The following is a 16,767-nucleotide window of genomic DNA, read 5'->3' on the forward strand; positions in this document are numbered from 1 at the left end:
AAAGCCATTTTTAGACTCAGATGAGTTGAGAAACATCCACAAAACCTTGATGCAGACTTACAATATTTGAAACTTCGGAATACATACTTCCGACTTTACCTGATTGATGGGTAAATAAATTATGACAACCCACAATTATCAGCAGTTCTTGAGCGCGAGAAAATGCAACATTTACCCGTTCTGGCTTCTTAGCAAATCCCACATCTCCTTTGCTATTGTTGCGAACCATACTCACAATTACAACAGGTCTTTCCATACCTTGAAATCTGTCTACTGTTCCAGTACGAATTTCTAACGAAGGGAAAAGTTCAGATTGCAAGCGCTCATCAATTTTTCTTAATTGAGCGCCATAAAATGTAATTACAGCAATTTCTTTTTTTGGTTCACCATTAGCAACCTTAGAAGCCCAAGTACTCTCAAACTGCTGACACAGACTTTCAATTGCATCAATTTCTGGAGTATTAAAGTAAGAAGTTCCATTTCGTTGCTCTAAAAACTGATTCTCTATAGGCGTTTTTACCCAGAGAAGATGCTGAGATTCTTGGAGAATTTCGCCTGCTAAATGATGTGCGCGTTTTGTGTCCGGCTCCAAAATACCAGATTCTAGTTTACCATCATAAAACTGATTGATTGCACCCATAATAAATGGGTGCATTCGATATTGTGTAGTTAGCATTTGTTTGATGCTTTCATCAGCAGATTCAAACTGACTTTTAAACAGTGATTCTTCTAAGAATTGTAGTTCTTCTCGTGTATTACCAATTGTCTGAGCAACTTCTTCTAAAGTACTAGTATCAAGCATGGGTGGTAATTGCCGATGATCGCCTACCATGACTAGTTTTTTACCTTTCAAGGCTGGGATTAGTAACTCTGGTGGAGTACACTTACTAACCTCGTCAATGATGACGACATCAAAGGATTTGAATTCTTCAGAAAAACCTCTATTTGCAGCTTGAACACAGGTGATACCAACGACGTTAGCATTATCTAAATAAATGCGTCTTAAATCGTCATGATCGCCTTCAGTTGGTTGTCTCAATTTTCCAATCCAATCTTGCACAAATTGCTGATATTTATTAAGATAAACTTCATCTTTTTTGAGTTGCTCTTGCCAAAGTTCAAACTTAATATTTATGCTGTTTAATAAGTCTATATTAAACAACTCAGCAGCCGAATTTTCTGGCTTAAACTTATCCGGTATTCTTTGCCATTCTGTCAACCACCAGTTTCTTTCTTCTATTAAATTATCTGATGGCTGTGGTTGTGATTTTTGTTCTATTTCGCGTAGATTAATTTGTAATTTATGAAGCTGCTGTAAGGAAATTTCAGTTTCTTCTTGTAGCTTTGATAAATGCTCATGGAGAGAACTTTTAATTATCTCCAGCACAGCAAAAGGTTCTAATGATGAAATTAAAGCTTCAAGTTGACTAATGGAAGTTCCCCAATAATTAACTTGATTTGAGAATTCTTGCGACTGCTCCCAAATATTTGATTGTGTTGCGAGATATTTTTCAGTTAGAATGCGTAATTGAGCAGGTATATTGTGTTGATTAAGTTCTTGCAAGATATTAATAACTCGTCCAACTTGGAAATTAGCATCCTGCTGTGCTTTTTCTACCTCAGCTTGAGTAACAGATATTTGCTGTTGGCTGATTTCATTTTTCTGAAGTTCATTTAATTGTTGTTGCAGATGCTGAAGCTGTTGTTCAGTTTCGGTTTTTACTTTTAAAACGCATTGACGTGCATTTATAAGAATAGTATCTAGTAATTCTTGTGTAATTCTGGTAAGAGTAGAGTCGATATTATTCCATTCCCATGATGCACCATAAATCCGTTGCATTCTAATTAAGAAAACCTGGGTATTCTCAACCAGTAATTTTCGCTGTTTAGGAGTCAGTAGCTGATAATTACTAAACTGTTGATAGGTTTCTTGCCATTGAGTGCGATCGCTCTTTGATAGTACCATTGGAATCTGACTAAAATTTTGTTGTAAAAAATAGCTAAAATTATGTTGTTTACCCTGCCTATCAGTAAAACCTCCTTCTATTTCATAAGCGATCGCTTTTGCCAATAGCTCCCATTCTGGTAGGTTAATTTTGTAAATTTTTGGTACTATTGGTAACTTTAATGTATTAGCAAACATCAATAAACCTAGTGGTAAATCTACTAAATTTTCTGTTAATGGTAAACCTGATTGCTGACAATCTTTCAAAGTTTGATATAGATAAGAAGGTGCTGTAGATTTCCACTCTTTCACTGCTGAGATAATATAATCAATTTCCCGTTTGCGGTTTTCCCATATCTGGATTGTTTGCTGTATATTTTGCAGCCTGGTAAGATATTGCTGATAATCTGGTTGCAACTGATTTAACGAGCTAAAATTCTGTTTAACAACCTCCACTGATGCTGCAACTTCTAAAATGGCTTTACTTGCTTCGTGAGCATGAGTCAAAACAGTTTTAAATCCAGAAATTTCTCTTGCTACAGTTTCACGCAACCAAACCGCTAAACCAAAAGCACCAAGCGCCGGACGCATAAAGCCGAGTTCATTAGTATATTTGATAGTTTGACGAACATTTGCTAAAAATTCTTCTACTAAACTGTTACCTTCTGTATATGGCTTAAGAAGTGGCAAAAGATCTGTAACTTCTGGAGCTTCCCAGTTAACATTTGGTGCAGTATTTAGTAGATTTTCCAAACCAGCAATTAGGGATTGAGCCTCGTTCTGTTTTTCTACAGTTTCGTTGTAAAATTTTTCTTGATTTTTAAAGTTAGCCTCTAGCTTTAACTTATTTTTGTTGAATTTAGTTTGTTGGTGATTGAATTCTTCCTCTGCTTGGAAGTAGGCTGTGAATCTTTCTGAAGATGCCAGTAATTGACTGAAAGTTTTAATATTTTCGAGGCGTTGAGTCAGATTTCTTTCGCAGTCACCCGCAGTGTTTTCTAGCCATCTGCCAATCACTTGGTCTTCTAAAAATGGCTGTCCTTCCTCGCCAACTTTATCGGCTCTCCCCTTGCGTACAGCCCGAATTACTGGGTTGTGAACTAATCGACTCAGGGCGTTATCTACTGCTAAATTGGCTTGAGAAGCAATTAAGGTACGTCCACCGCGAAGGGCAATTTGATAGCAAATCTCAGCAATTACGGTAGTTTTACCTGTACCTGGTGGCCCTTGGATAAGAACAAGATCCTTAGCAGCAAGTACCTTTTCTACTGCTGCTTTCTGACCAGGATTAGCAGAAGATAACAACAAATCTTGTGGTTGAAGTTCAACAGTTGTTTTGATTTGTCTAGCCTGAGAAGCATCGAATAAAAAGTTACCTAAATAGGGATTTTGGGTGTAACTATTATTCAAATCATCTAAAGCTTTTTTCTTGCGCTGAATCTGCTGAATATCACCAACTGCCTCGAAACATAAAAATCCGGTAGCTGGTAATTGATAACGCTCTGCCGCCATGAATTCAGCTAAATCGCGTTCTAGTCTAAGGCTGATAATACAACGGTTGGGATCAACTTCTTCAACAGTCCCTAATTGACGACCGCTAATCCAATTTTTTCCGATAGGAGCAGTTTCAAAAAGCTTCAAATCTTCGTTTTTTGTGCGTCTTGCTCGTTCCCAAAAATTGTCCACGTCGAGGGAATTTTGATAAAAGCCGTCAAGGGTAGCTGAGGCTACATCAATTTCAAAACTGATCCGCCTTTTGAAGTTATAGTTATGACTTACATAACGCACGCAAAATTGACGGGCTTTAGCGATTTTTTCCTCAATTTGCAAAAATGCTTTCCAAGCTTTCAGCTGTTCTTCTGTAGGCACATGATCGCCACAAACTAAAGCGGCTGCGATGCGTTTCAATGTCGCGGGTGGAATGTCGAGATGATGCTGATGATTAGGTAGCAAACGCAAGCGACAAGGTACAGCATAGCTATCGGCGTGTCCCCGTGAGGGTTGTAACAACTGAGCCGAAAGTATTTTTAACCCGTCGCGTCCATCTTTTTGTACAGCCGCTCTAAATCCTAATGTTTTTCTGAGCTTCTCAAGTCTTGCGGGTAATTGAAAATCATCGCTGTCTGTTGCGATTGTCAAATCCCAAATTTCTTCTCTTGCTTCTTTCCCTGCACCCTTGCGACGCACATAAAATAGACAAGGCTTTTTACCGACACATTCCAACATTAACTCATTGGCGCGATCGCGCCGCTCTCTAAATTCGGGATATGATTTAAGGGCGCTTTCACCTTCAAGATGGCGGATAAAACTATCAATTGCTGAAGCTATGAACATATAGCCCCAATCTTCAGAGTTTGTTTTAGTTTTCGAGGATTTTGCTGGCAAAGCAGTTAGTTTCTTTACCGCTAGACGAATGCGTTCTGCCTCGGATTCTGAGATTGTACTGGTATGGCTTTTGACTGCAATTTTTAGTTTTTCACAAATAGCTAATAGCTTCTTGCTATCCAAATTCAATTCTTTTGCTAGTTCGTAGATTCTGAGTTTGCCGTTGTTCATCCAGTTTCGTAAATTCGTGGAGAATTGGGGGTTTAAATTTAAACGCAGAGGGACGCAGAGGTAAGCGCAAAGGAGCGCAAAGTTTATTTTAGTCCGATTTGCTACGAATTAAATTTGGCAAGACTCTGCGTTTAGTTTGCGTTCCTTTGCCTTTAAAAACGTTACGATTTTGGGTAGTATTGCTCACTAAATAACTATAGTTTGTACTGCTGATAAACTTCACTAGCAGCCCGATGCAGCAGGGAATGCCGCCAAACAAGAGATTTCATATCATCAGCATAACCGCCGCCAATGACGCAGGCGACAGGATAACCGCTACTCATACAGGTACTTAAAACCTGCATTTCCCGGCGGAAAATGCCAGCATCTGTTAAGGCTAATTTGCCCAAGCGATCGCCTATATGAGGATCAACACCTGCATCATAAAATACTAAATCTGGCTTGACTTTTGACAATAAATCTGCTAAATAATTCGCTAAGGTTTGTAAATAAGCGTCATCCTCCATTCCCACCGGCAAAGCAACATCCAAATCGCTGTTTTGTTTAGTACCGGGAAAATTGACTTCGCAGTGCATGGAGAAAGTAAAAACACTCTCGTCGTCTTGGAAGATAAAAGCGGTACCGTCTCCTTGATGTACATCCAAATCCACAATTAGGATTTTTTGGACAAGTCCGAATTTTTGTAAAACGCGGCAAGCGATCGCTAAATCGTTGAAAATACAAAAACCAGACCCATAACTAGGAAAGGCATGATGAGTTCCACCAGCTGTATTACAAGCTAAACCCTGACTTAGTGCCAGTTTAGCAGTAAGTATTGTACCACCTACCGCTACACAAGTACGATTCGCTAATGCTGGACTCCAAGGCAAACCAATGCGTCGCTGTGCTTTCGGGTCTAGAGTTCCCTCGCAATAAGCTTGAACATAGCTTGGAGTGTGGACTAACTCTATCAACTCTGGTGGCGGACGTTCCGGGGTGTGAAATTGTTCTTGATTAGCTACACCATCAGCTAACAGCAATTCGTAGAGTTGTCGGAACTTAGACATCGGGAAGCGATGTCCTTCAGGTAGGGGAGCAATGTAATCTGGGTGGTAAATAATTGGCAAGTCCATAATCCAGAAAATATCAAGCAGCTAATCCGACAATTAACAAGGTAAAATTTAGCCATAATCACAGCAAAAATGCTGCTTTCCTAAATCTAAAATTCCCAATTTAAAATTTATATGATGGAATGGATTACGCCGATATGGTTTATTCTAGCTGGCTTACTGGCTGGAGTAATTGGTGAAAAAGTTATCTTCAAAAAACTGGAAACATTCGTTAATCATAAACGAATTGCTGGGGGTGATATTATATTTCATTCCCTGCATCGGATGACCTTTATTTGGTTTGTCCTTACCGGTTTGTTTTGGGCAGTTCTGAGTTCTCCCCTCAAGCCAGATATTGCGATCGTACTGCAAAAAGTTCTGACGATCGCACTGCTGTATTCTATAACTCTACTCTTAGCCAGATTGACTGCTGGTTTTGTAAATTTATTTATTCGCAGAGCAGAAGGGGTTCCCACATCACTAATTTCTAACCTTGCTAAGGTTACTGTTTTAGTTTTGGGAACATTAATCATATTGCAAACGGTGGGTGTTGAAATTACGCCGATCATCACAACTTTAGGGATTGGTGGTCTAGCAGTTGGTTTGGCACTTCAAGACACACTTGCAAACTTATTTTCGGGTTTTTACTTAATTATTTCTAAGCAAGTGAGAACCGGAGACTATGTAAAATTAGATGCTGGACATGAGGGATACGTCATAGATATTTCTTGGCGCAATACCACAATTAAAGAAATTTCAAATAATGTAGTCATTGTTCCCAATTCTAAATTGTCTTCGGCGATTTTCACCAACTATCATTTACCCGCAAAGGAAATTACTTTAACAATGGATGTGGGTGTAAGTTATGATAGCGATTTGGAAGAAGTTGAAAAAGTGACTATAGAAGTCGCCAAAGAAGTTATGCAAGAAATTGCACCGGAATTAAAAGACAGTGAACCATATATCAGATTTCATACTTTTAATGATTTTAGTATAGATTTTACGCTTTATATGCGCGTCAGTGAATACTTTGATCAGCGGATTGGCAAACATCTATTTGTCAAAAAATTACACAAACGCTATCAGCAAGCAGGAATTCAAATTCCTTTTCCGATTAGAGAAGTGTATATGCAAAGTAATATAAATGAAAATTCGGCATTAAATCCAGACTAACTCTTGCTAAGGGATGAGTTTTGGCAGGGGAGGCAGACGACGTTTATTATATCGTCCTTGCAGGCTTTTGGTGAGCAACACGCAGGCAAATATGGCGGTTGACAGCAGCACTACACTAGCTCCAGAGGCAATGTCGAGGTAGTAGCTGAGGTAGATACCTACAAACGAAATCGCAGCTCCTAAAATCCCGGAAATAATCATCAGATAACCAAAGCGATCGCTCATTAATCGGGCAATTGATGCCGGAATCACCACGGCTGAAATAATCAGAGTTACCCCTAAGACGTTCAGTGTCGCTACCAGTAAAGTCGCCAACATCAAAGCAAATAGAGTATCCATTGCAAAAACGGGTACGCCATGAACTTGAGCAACTTCTCGGTCAAAACACCAAAATAGCAACGGGCGATAAAACAAGAAAACGAGACTGAGTAAGACAATCGTCACACCCGTCACCACCCACAAATCATTAGGGGAAACGCCCAACACATTGCCAAACAAAGCAGCTTCAAAGTTTTGGCTAAACTTGCGATAGCTACTGATCACAGCTACTCCTAAAGCAAAGCTAGCAGTTGTCACAATTCCAATCGCTGCATCCGAGTAGATTTTGCGTCCTGTCAAATATTGAATCAGCAGGGCTGCTGCAAAACCCCAAATCCCAGAGCCAATGTAGAAATTCAAGCCCAGTACATAACTCAGCACGGCTCCCCCCAAAATCGCATGAGATAAACCGTGGGCAATGTAACTCATTCTCCGAGTTGTAATATAAACTCCCATAATGCCGCATAATAGCCCCGCCATCATGCCTACTAAAATGGCACGGCTAAAAAATTCGTAGCGAAAGGGAGCTAGTAAAAAATCCATATTTTTATTGAAAGTAGCACAGTATTGATTAACGTGAGTTCGACAAACCTCTCTCTGTCTTGAACTCAAGTTCAAGTTTCTCTCCGAGTCGGAGAGAGCAATACGGTTTGATTAACGTATTTATTTCTGGAAGATCCCCCAACCCCCCTTTTTAAGGGGGGCTTTTTCTTATAATCAAAATCAATTCGATGATCAGTTAAAATACAACGTCTAACACATGTAATAAAAGCAAGCTGATGTGGATCAGAGACAATTATTTTGCCCGCAATACTTCCGGCAAGTTGTCTTGCATTTGATGACGTAGGGAAGTACCGCCGCTAGCGATCAAGATTCGGTCTTGTTGGTGGAAAACTACCATTTCTCCACCAAAAGTCTGCTCAAGATTTGCGGGAGTGAAGACATCGATAGGTTGACCTTGGCAAATTAAACCGTGGTTGAAACACAATACCCAAGGTAAATGAGTTGCTACCGAGTTGAGGTCATGGGTAGAGAGGATAATTGTCAAGCCTTGCTGATTCAAATCAGCTAATAGGTGCAATAGTTCGTGTTGAACGTGCAAGTCTGAACTACTGGTGGGTTCATCCAGAAGAACTATTTTTGGTTCTCCTACTAAAGCACGGGCAATGAAAACCCTTTGCTGTTGCCCACCAGATAGATTACCGATCGGTTGATGGGCAACATGGGCAACTCCAACGCGCTCCAGGAGTTCGCTGGCAACTTGGCGATCGCGCCGCGAAGACCAAGGCAACATCTTCTGCTTTTGATAACGCCCCATCATCACTACTTCCAGAGCCGTAACTGGAAAAGTCCAATCCACCGTTTCTACCTGCGGCACATAGCCCACCAAAGGCGGTGGTACTCCTGGCTTTAAGCGCTTTCCTCGAAACCAAATCTCTCCAGCCCAAGGCTGAACTAGCCCTAAAATCGCTCTGATTAAAGTGCTTTTACCACTGCCAGAAGGGCCTACCAACCCAGTAAGTTGGCCTGGGTAAAGCGTCAAATTAACATCCCTAAACACTGGCTGGGTTTGATAACCACAGGTTAAACTTCTGACTTCGAGTATTGGTTGCATGTACTTATTTTATTGATCCTACTTGGTTGCTGTTGGCCCAACTACATTTCCAGTCTTCAAGTTCTTCACCAAATTAGGATTTCCTCCTAAATTAGAGGCGATAATCCGCATGTTGTTAGCCATCATGCCAATATAAGTATGCTCAGGATTAGTGTTTTCAATTGCATTGGCTGAACCGGTTCCTGGTAAGTCATCATCGGCAGTGTTAGCTGTTTTTACCTTCGCTTCGCGGGCAATTTGTTCTTCTACCTTGCTGGGGTAGACCTCAGAACCAAAAATTGCTGGGACGTCTGTTTTCCGAATTTGGTCAATTAGCTTTGCGACATCTTGAGCGGATGGTTCCTTGAAATCTGAAGGTTGAATCGCACCAATTACTTGAAAACCATACTCTCTGGCCCAATACGCCCAAGAATCATGGTAGGTCAAAAGTTTACGGTTTTTAGCAGGAATACTGGCAACGATTTCCCGTGTTGCCTTGTCTAGGGCATCCAGACGTTGTAAATAATTTTTGAGATTAGTAGCGTAGTAGTCTTTGCCAGCAGGATCTAAGGTGGTTAACTGTTGGGCGGCTAGTTTGGCGTAATTTTCAGCATACTTGGGGTTTACCCACAGATGAGGATTGGGATCGCCCTTTTCTTTAGGAAAGCTGAAGTCGAAAAGCCATTGCTCTTGGGTAATGGTATTACTACCTAGTTCAAAGATTTTAGTTTCTTTGGGCTTCGAGGCATTTGCCAGCTTTTCTGTCGGGGATTCCAAATGCAACCCATTGGCGATGATCAGATTAGCTTTGGCTAGCAAATCGGCATCGCTGGGACGAGGTTCAAAGGTATGGGAGTCGGTTCCTTCTGGAATAATCCCTTTAACTTCTAAGCGATCGCCTGCAATGTTACTCACAATATTGGTTAAAGGAGCGACTGTCGTTACAACTAAAGGCTTATTTTGTGTCTTTTGCTCTCCTACTTGAGCCGGAGTGATTGTGACTTCAGGGTTGGAAGACACCGTTTTATCTTGGGACGGACTGCAAGCTACTACCATGAAGCTAAGTACTAATACCAAGCCGGGGAGGGTCTTCATTACACTCAAGCCTTCTAAATTAAAGGATCAAGGTTTAATTAGACCTTTTCATGATATCAATATGCAATGCCCCCTCAGGGTATTTTCGGTTGATTTTTAGATTTTTTTTACCTAACATCCTACTTAACCCTCTTCTAAGTTGTTCCACATTTAACTTGCATATATTGGGCGGGCGAGACGTCCACCCCACAAGAAATGTACAATTTCAGATTATGCAAACTAGATGTGGTTTCAATACGGTTCGGTTAAGCCTAAAAAATAAAAATATGTAGGTTGGGTTGAGGAACTAAACCCAACATTTTGCCGGGTTTGTTGGGTTTCGCAAAGCTCAACCCAACCTACGAATATTCTTAACCGAACCGTATTGGATGTGGTTTAGCTTATGACTCTCACCAGATAAAAATCAGAAACCTTTGTTGTCACTAGTTTCTATAAATCTACGGGTAGGTTGGGTTGAGAACGAAACCCAAGTCAAAAATTCTTGATTTTGTTGGGGTTTCACGAATGTTCAACCCAACCTACAAATATTTTATTTTTTCAGAGTAATAAAAGAGCATTAAGCTGAATTGGAGAAATCTAGGGTTAGATATTTTGCAAAGAAATAAATCCCTAGCCGATATACAGTTATCGTAAACTTCACGAGTAATCATGGGAACACCAACCTTTGGAAGGGATGGGCGACGGCTGGGCATTTATTTGATTAGCTCTCCCTAAACATTGGTTGTATGTCGGCATCCAGCATCTGCTCTCATTAGATTGCTAATGCTCGCTTTTCTAAGCGTAGTTCAAAGCGATCGCCTGGTTTCGGCTCAAGTACCCGCGTCGAAAGATTGTTTTTCTCTACTAGCAAACGAAATTCTTCAGCACTTCCTTTAGTCTGAATGAGTTTCATCAGCAATCCCTCAAACGCCACATCCCCGCCAGCCGCCGTAGATAATATTACTTGAGGCTGTAACGACTTTACTACTTCTAAAGCACTATTTTTCCCTTTAATAATTGGCCCAAGCAAAGCTAGCGTCATGTCAATAAACGGTGTAATCACTACATCGATAGGTGCAGCTTGCTTAAGTTGCGGTGAATGATACCCATGAGGCTCATAGTATACAGTTAAACCACTCTCCAATTCTTTGAGGAGATAACTATTTTCCACTAAAGTGGGGCCAATGGGAGAGCCGGGAAAAGCCTTGATTTCAACTTGATTATTTAAAGTGAAAGTTTGACCATGAGCCAATACTGTTACCTGGGTGTAACCTAATTGCTGTACTACCTTGGCTGCATTGGGAGAAGCTACAACCTTGATGCTGTGGTCGAGCAGCTTCAGCGTTGGTGGGTGAGCATGGTCTTCTAAACCCTGAGACAGCACGATCAAATCAATATTATCTGGTATTGGGCGATTTTGCGATCGCGAACCTTTAAACAGCCAATCCAAATTGCTAAAAATTAACGAACCAACCAGCCAAGGGTCAATTAGTATTCGTTTCCCGCCGATTTCTAGCAGCCAAGAGTTGCTGTCTAACCAAGTTAAGAACATAATATTTGTGAAAATAACGCCTACCTTCATTATCAACTGTGTTAGCTTTCTTGCAGGAGTCGAGGTTAGTACCTACATTTATTTGATGCTGGAGTCGTAGTCTTGCAGGACTTATATTATGTATGTCCGCCAAATTACCCATAAGAAAGAACCCCACCCCGCTTGCGGAGGGGAGCTAAAGCGTAGCTTTGGCGGGGTGGGGTTGGGGGTATTATGCTTAATTGCCCGAACATCATATTACGCACATTCTACGAATCCTTCTCTACGAGACGCTACGCGTTGGCGTCAGCCTCCGGCAGAGAAGGCGATTTGATAAATTAAGCTTTTTGGCGATTTTTGCGTAAGTCTTGTCTTGATAAATTGGTAAAGTCTTACTGGTCTTGCTTGGTGATAAGGTTACATATATTGAGCTAAGTCTCCCGACAAGTAGCTCCAAGTCTACACACGGAGTTTTCTTAATGTCTGATCTTGGTTTTACTCACATTGCACTTGCAGTCAGTGATGTTGATGCAAGTATCTCATTTTATGCAAAGTATGCTCAGATGACAGTCGTGCATCATCGCATTAATCAAGCCACTCAGTCAGATGTTGCTTGGATTAGTGACATGACTAGACCTTTTGTGATTGTGCTAATTAAAGCAGCTAAAGTAGAAGGCGCACTGTTACCACAATCCCATCTTGGGGTAGCTTATCAGAATCGCGGGGAAATTGATCGCCTATGCAATGAGGCACGCACAGAGGGAATACTGCTGGATGGGCCAAATGACTGGGGCCCTCCGGTTGGTTACTGGGCTTTTATTCAAGACCCAAATGGTCATACACTAGAAATTTCCTCTGGTCAGGAAATTAGTTTTACAGTCGAGCAAGCAAGAGACGCAATTAATCGCGTTTCTTAAAATAAAGGTATTACTTATTACCAGGGGTGCGTTCACCTTTATTGCTACTCCCACCGTGAGGATGGGAATTATATCATGTCCGGGTAATTCGTTGTGATTCCCATAGTTATTGCACCCCACCCCTTAATCCCCTCCCCGCTCTTCGGGAGGGGAGACAAAGCATAGCTTTGGCTCTTTGGGGTTCTTCGGGTTTAATAAGCAATCAAGCGGACATGATATTACCTGGGTCACAGCCCTCAGCACCATTACCAATTCCTTGGTTGCAATGGCGACGCGCTTTGACCCCTCCCTCGAAGTTTCAGTCTGCAACTTATTGTTGTCCAGCGACGTACTGCGAGGAGATGTTTGCTACCTTTCCAGTGCTAGACAGCGCTTGGTATAACAAAGCAGACACTTCAGACCTGGTTGCTACCCGTTCAGCATTTAGCAACTTCACATTGGGATAGTTGACGACTATACCGCGTTGTGTCAAAGCAGCAATCAGACTGCGATGTTCACGACGAATAGAATTTGCATCACTGTAAACAGATAAGATTGTGTCCGTGGAACCACTGTTTTGATAATTTAATACCCGCGCTAATGCTACCAAAACATCAAGACGAGAAATGCTTTGGCTGGGGTTGAAATCCTTGCCAATAACAGCGTTTAAAAAGCCCATTTGATAAACTTCGCTGATGGCATTGTAAGCCCAATTTTGAGTTGAGACATCCTTAAAAGCGTGGATGCGTAGCGGCTTGTCGTTAGATATCGCTTGGCGAATTTTCCCCTTGACAAACGCTTTCCGCAGCATTGCCGCAAATTGGGCACGAGTTACCGGTGCATCAGGGCGAAAAGTCCCATCAGGAAAACCTTCGAGAATTTCCATTGCTGCCAATTTGGCAATAAAATCTTTAGCCCAGTAGTTTGGGGAAACATCAGAAAACCCAACTTGAAGAGAGCCAGACATGCCGACTTGGCGATAATTCATTAGCATTTGGCTGATGTCGTAGCTAGAGTTATCCCTGACTTCAATCACCTGCACCAAGCTGCCAGGAGTAGCTTGCAAAACCTTTGCCAAGTCGGAACTAAAGGCGTTAACGAACGACTGACGGACTAAAGCATACTCACCCTGAGTAAAAGAAACGGGATAAACACTAGTTGCTGCAATTGTTGACAAACCTTGTACTTGGAACTGACTACCTTGGAAGGTTTGGGAACTGCTCAGGAAAATAACACCTTGGTCGCTGACTTGGGTAAAGTAGTCGTAGGTGGTGGTATTTGTGTCAATAGTGCCGTTTTGGTCAGCATCAACACCATAAACAGTACGAACAACTTGGTATTCTGTAGGTTTGGCTGACAAAATCAGGTTAACTGTGGTATTTGCCGACAAACATTCAAATTCGCTGTAGCCAATAAAGCGGTTTTGAATATCATACAATCGCACGACGATGCGATCGCTAGCTTTTAACCCCTGAACAAATTTTGCTTTTTGGTTAATCTTGTACTTGTAATCACCCAAAAACCGCTCTTTTAAATAGCTCTTGCCACCTTTACTCTTGACAGAAATGCGAGCAATCACCTCTGAAAAGTTACCCGCTGGTTGCCAAATCGCAAGGCTAAAACCTGTTTTTTTCCCTTGTCCCGAAACACTACTAGTATTTACCTGGGTGCGGCTTTCTGTGGTGATAGTTTGCCGCGCAATAGTAGTAGTATGACTCCTTGTTTCTACTTTTTTATCAGCTAAAAGTTGTTGACCTGTGGAATTATCAGATATTTGGGCGACGATGGTAGAGAATCCTAAAGCTGCATAGGCAGAAGCTATTGGCGAAAATATTGCCACAGAGGTTGCAGCCAGAACAAATTTGCTCAAATGAGCAAAGTTACTTTGATTCATGTATTTCATCTCACACTACCATTCGTCTAAAAAGTTACAGGGGTATTTGGTATCCCTCGACTTATTAATCCCTTGGGATGGATGGAACTAACAATCTAATCAGTGCTGTTAGCGGTGGCGGGGCGTTTAGAGGAGTTAGGAGTTAGGAGTTAGGAGTTAGGAGTGAGGAGTTAGGAGTTAGGAAAACATTACTATATTAAAGAAACACTTTATTAATCTTATTAATGACTGTAACTACACAGCAGCTTGCAACCCAAGACGCTTTTGAAAAATTCTTTTGGAATTGGCAGGGCTACAAAATTCAGTACACTGTCATGGGCACAGGACACCCTTTGGTGCTGGTTCACGGCTTCGGTGCTTCTATTGGACACTGGCGCAAAAATATCCCAGTTTTAGCTCATGCTGGCTACCAGGTGTTTGCTATAGACCTTTTAGGTTTTGGTGGTTCTGATAAAGCGCCCATTGATTACAGTGTAGAAGTTTGGGTGGAACTGCTGAAAGATTTCTGCACAGCACATATACACGAACCTGCTGTATTTATTGGCAACTCCATCGGCGCACTTTTGAGCTTGATTGTACTGGTAGAACATCCAGAAATTGCTGCTGGTGGTATTTTAATTAACTCTGCGGGTGGGTTGAGTCATCGTCCTCACGAATTGAACCCGCCGCTACGGATTGTGATGGCAGCTTTTAATCGGTTTGTGCGATCGCCAATTACAGGTAAATTTGTCTATAACCGCATCCGCCAAAAAGCCCAAATTCGCCGTACTCTCTACCAAGTTTACCGCGATCGCCAAGCCGTCACCGATGAATTAGTCGATTTACTTTATACTCCCTCTTGCGAAGAAGGAGCGCAACAAGTCTTCGCCTCTATTCTCACAGCCCCTCCTGGCCCAAGTCCAGAGGAACTATTGCCCAAAGTCGAACGTCCTTTATTAGTGATTTGGGGTGCTGATGATCCCTGGACACCAATTACCGGGGCCAAGATTTACGAAAAGGCCCGTGAGAATGGCAAAGAAATCAAAATTGTCCCCATTCCCAATGCCGGTCATTGTCCCCACGATGAGGTTCCAGATATTGTTAATGCCCAGATTGTCGATTGGCTAGCGCAAAGGTGACTCAATTTTGGATTTTGGATTTTGGATTTTAGATTTTAGATTAACGCAGACTCCTTCTCTACGAGACGCTCCGCGTTGGCAAAGCCTCTCTCTTTGAGAGAAGACCGCAGTGACTCATGAATGCAGGGCTACTCAATCAAGAATTTTTAATTTTGAATCTTTCAATCCAAAATCCAAAATTTAAAATCTAAAATTCAGTGAGTGGATCTTAATTTTTCTAATTGCACCTTGACAGAATCAAACTCATGTGGTGTGTAATGGAGCTTGATATGCACAATGGATATAAAGGGGTAATTCCCTTAAATCACCATCCAGATTTTTCAGAACTTGGCTATCAAGTTATCACCGAACTAGGACGCAATAGAGAAGGGGGACGCATTACTTATCTAGCTAATGTCCTCAACTCCAATCAACAAGTGGTAATTAAAGAGTTTTGTTTTGCTCGTGCGAGTGCTGATTTGTCAGGAGTGAAAGCCTATGAGCGCGAAATTAAAATACTGCAACAACTGAATCATTCCCGCATCCCTCACTATGTAGATTGCTTTGAAATACCAGGGATATTTTATATGGTGCAGGAATATAAAAATGCCCCATCCTTGGGTTTAAAACGCAGCTTTCATCCTGAAGAAATTAAGCAAATTGCTCTGTCAATCTTAGAAATTTTGGTTTATTTACAAAAGCAAGTTCCGTCAATTATCCATCGGGATATCAAGCCAGAGAATATTTTGGTTGATGAACAACTAAATGCTTATCTGGTTGATTTTGGATTAGCTAGGATACCAGGTGCAAAAATAGCTCTTAGCAGCTTTGTAGCAGGAACCCCAGGTTTTATGCCACCAGAAGAACAGTTTGGTCATTCCCTAACTGAGGCATCAGACTTATATAGTTTAGGAGCAACACTGATTTGCTTACTTACTAATACCCGTTCTGCTGAGATTGGCAAATTAATTGATGATAACTATCGCTTTAATTTCCAGAAATTAGTTCCTTACATCAATCCGCGTTTTCGGTCGTGGTTGATGAGAATGGTGGAACGCAACCGGAAACGTCGTTATGCTAATGCGGCCGTTGCTTTAAAAGCACTTCAGCCAATTCAGGTTGTTGGTACTGCCACCGCTATAGATACTTTAGTCAGTACAATTAAACCTAGAAAACGAGCTACAGTGCTGGGACTAGCTACTGTTGTTACACTAGCTGCGGTGGGGGGAACTTTGATGAGTTGTCAGCCTGGTGATGCAGTTAGGCAATTACTGGAAGCTAGGGAATGTCAAGGCTTTAATTTAAGCTCAATTTGCCAGGAACAAACCGGACATTAAGATTAATTAGGTCGCATCCGGCTAAGGATTACAACAGTTTTCAATTGAATAGACTACACGCGTAGGGGCACAATATATTGTGCCCCTACAATTATGTGTATTCCACACTTGTGAAAATTGCTGTAATTTTCATGAGTGTCAAAGACTTATTAATGGAGTTCAAAGACTCATTAATGGAGTTCAAAGACTCATTAATGGAGTTCAAAGACTCATTAATGGAGTTCAAAGACTCATTAATGGAGTTCAAAGACTCATTAATGGAGT

Annotated in this window: 11 protein-coding genes; 4 read left to right on the forward strand and 7 right to left on the reverse strand. The window is 41.4% G+C overall.

Annotated elements, in window-relative coordinates; genetic code table 11:
• Positions 1–16: 16 nt before the first annotated feature.
• Both V7K30_RS16305 and V7K30_RS16310 read right to left on the reverse strand, forming a co-directional pair.
• Positions 17–4,501 (reverse strand): translation initiation factor IF-2 N-terminal domain-containing protein, encoded by a 4,485-nt coding sequence (locus V7K30_RS16305; protein ID WP_335000904.1) that lies wholly within the window; start codon positions 4,499–4,501, stop codon positions 17–19.
• Positions 4,502–4,695: 194 nt separating this feature from the next.
• Positions 4,696–5,613: a histone deacetylase family protein gene (locus tag V7K30_RS16310; RefSeq protein WP_335000905.1), complete on the reverse strand. Its 918-nt coding sequence runs from the start codon at positions 5,611–5,613 to the stop codon at positions 4,696–4,698.
• 111 nt (positions 5,614–5,724) lie between these two features.
• On the opposite strand from V7K30_RS16310, the gene V7K30_RS16315 reads away from it, so the two are divergent.
• Positions 5,725–6,762: a mechanosensitive ion channel family protein gene (locus tag V7K30_RS16315; protein WP_335000906.1), complete on the forward strand. Its 1,038-nt coding sequence runs from the start codon at positions 5,725–5,727 to the stop codon at positions 6,760–6,762.
• A 6-nt stretch (positions 6,763–6,768) separates the two neighbouring features.
• Here V7K30_RS16315 and V7K30_RS16320 read toward each other — a convergent pair whose 3' ends face one another.
• The 4 genes from V7K30_RS16320 to V7K30_RS16335 form a co-directional block, all read right to left on the reverse strand.
• Positions 6,769–7,623, reverse strand: a complete 855-nt coding sequence (locus V7K30_RS16320; protein ID WP_335000907.1) for a metal ABC transporter permease — start codon at positions 7,621–7,623, stop codon at positions 6,769–6,771.
• A 253-nt stretch (positions 7,624–7,876) separates the two neighbouring features.
• On the reverse strand, positions 7,877–8,695 hold the full coding sequence (locus tag V7K30_RS16325) for a metal ABC transporter ATP-binding protein (RefSeq protein ID WP_335000909.1): 819 nt from the start codon (positions 8,693–8,695) through the stop codon (positions 7,877–7,879).
• A gap of 18 nt (positions 8,696–8,713) precedes the next feature.
• Positions 8,714–9,769: a metal ABC transporter substrate-binding protein gene (locus tag V7K30_RS16330; protein ID WP_335000911.1), complete on the reverse strand. Its 1,056-nt coding sequence runs from the start codon at positions 9,767–9,769 to the stop codon at positions 8,714–8,716.
• Between the two features lie 751 nt (positions 9,770–10,520).
• Positions 10,521–11,300 carry an MBL fold metallo-hydrolase gene (locus V7K30_RS16335; protein WP_335000913.1) on the reverse strand — a complete coding sequence of 260 codons (780 nt, stop codon included), beginning with the start codon at positions 11,298–11,300 and terminating at the stop codon, positions 10,521–10,523.
• A gap of 458 nt (positions 11,301–11,758) precedes the next feature.
• Here V7K30_RS16335 and V7K30_RS16340 point away from each other — a divergent pair, with 458 nt between their 5' ends.
• Positions 11,759–12,196 (forward strand): VOC family protein, encoded by a 438-nt coding sequence (locus V7K30_RS16340; protein ID WP_335000915.1) that lies wholly within the window; start codon positions 11,759–11,761, stop codon positions 12,194–12,196.
• Between the two features lie 310 nt (positions 12,197–12,506).
• Here V7K30_RS16340 and V7K30_RS16345 read toward each other — a convergent pair whose 3' ends face one another.
• A complete protein-coding gene (locus V7K30_RS16345) occupies positions 12,507–14,069 on the reverse strand; it encodes an S-layer homology domain-containing protein (RefSeq protein ID WP_335000917.1) in 1,563 nt (520 codons plus the stop codon).
• 224 nt (positions 14,070–14,293) lie between these two features.
• Here V7K30_RS16345 and V7K30_RS16350 point away from each other — a divergent pair, with 224 nt between their 5' ends.
• Together V7K30_RS16350 and V7K30_RS16355 are read left to right on the forward strand one after the other, a co-directional pair.
• Entirely contained in the window at positions 14,294–15,187 is an 894-nt protein-coding gene (locus V7K30_RS16350; RefSeq protein WP_335000919.1) for an alpha/beta fold hydrolase, read from the forward strand.
• 257 nt (positions 15,188–15,444) lie between these two features.
• Positions 15,445–16,503 carry a serine/threonine protein kinase gene (locus V7K30_RS16355; RefSeq protein ID WP_335000921.1) on the forward strand — a complete coding sequence of 353 codons (1,059 nt, stop codon included), beginning with the start codon at positions 15,445–15,447 and terminating at the stop codon, positions 16,501–16,503.
• Positions 16,504–16,767 lie beyond the last annotated feature (264 nt).

It is taken from the genome of Nostoc sp. (genome assembly GCF_036917655.1).
Classification (GTDB): domain Bacteria; phylum Cyanobacteriota; class Cyanobacteriia; order Cyanobacteriales; family Nostocaceae; genus Nostoc.

Excerpts from the sequence above, each read along its gene's own strand:
- V7K30_RS16305 (WP_335000904.1), bottom strand. The coding sequence starts at position 4,501 with ATGAACAACGGCAAACTCAGAATCTACGAACTAGCAAAAGAATTGAAT.
- V7K30_RS16310 (WP_335000905.1), bottom strand. The coding sequence starts at position 5,613 with ATGGACTTGCCAATTATTTACCACCCAGATTACATTGCTCCCCTACCT.
- V7K30_RS16315 (WP_335000906.1), top strand. The coding sequence starts at position 5,725 with ATGATGGAATGGATTACGCCGATATGGTTTATTCTAGCTGGCTTACTG.
- V7K30_RS16320 (WP_335000907.1), bottom strand. The coding sequence starts at position 7,623 with ATGGATTTTTTACTAGCTCCCTTTCGCTACGAATTTTTTAGCCGTGCC.
- V7K30_RS16325 (WP_335000909.1), bottom strand. The coding sequence starts at position 8,695 with ATGCAACCAATACTCGAAGTCAGAAGTTTAACCTGTGGTTATCAAACC.
- V7K30_RS16330 (WP_335000911.1), bottom strand. The coding sequence starts at position 9,769 with ATGAAGACCCTCCCCGGCTTGGTATTAGTACTTAGCTTCATGGTAGTA.
- V7K30_RS16335 (WP_335000913.1), bottom strand. The coding sequence starts at position 11,300 with ATGTTCTTAACTTGGTTAGACAGCAACTCTTGGCTGCTAGAAATCGGC.
- V7K30_RS16340 (WP_335000915.1), top strand. The coding sequence starts at position 11,759 with ATGTCTGATCTTGGTTTTACTCACATTGCACTTGCAGTCAGTGATGTT.
- V7K30_RS16345 (WP_335000917.1), bottom strand. The coding sequence starts at position 14,069 with ATGAATCAAAGTAACTTTGCTCATTTGAGCAAATTTGTTCTGGCTGCA.
- V7K30_RS16350 (WP_335000919.1), top strand. The coding sequence starts at position 14,294 with ATGACTGTAACTACACAGCAGCTTGCAACCCAAGACGCTTTTGAAAAA.
- V7K30_RS16355 (WP_335000921.1), top strand. The coding sequence starts at position 15,445 with ATGGAGCTTGATATGCACAATGGATATAAAGGGGTAATTCCCTTAAAT.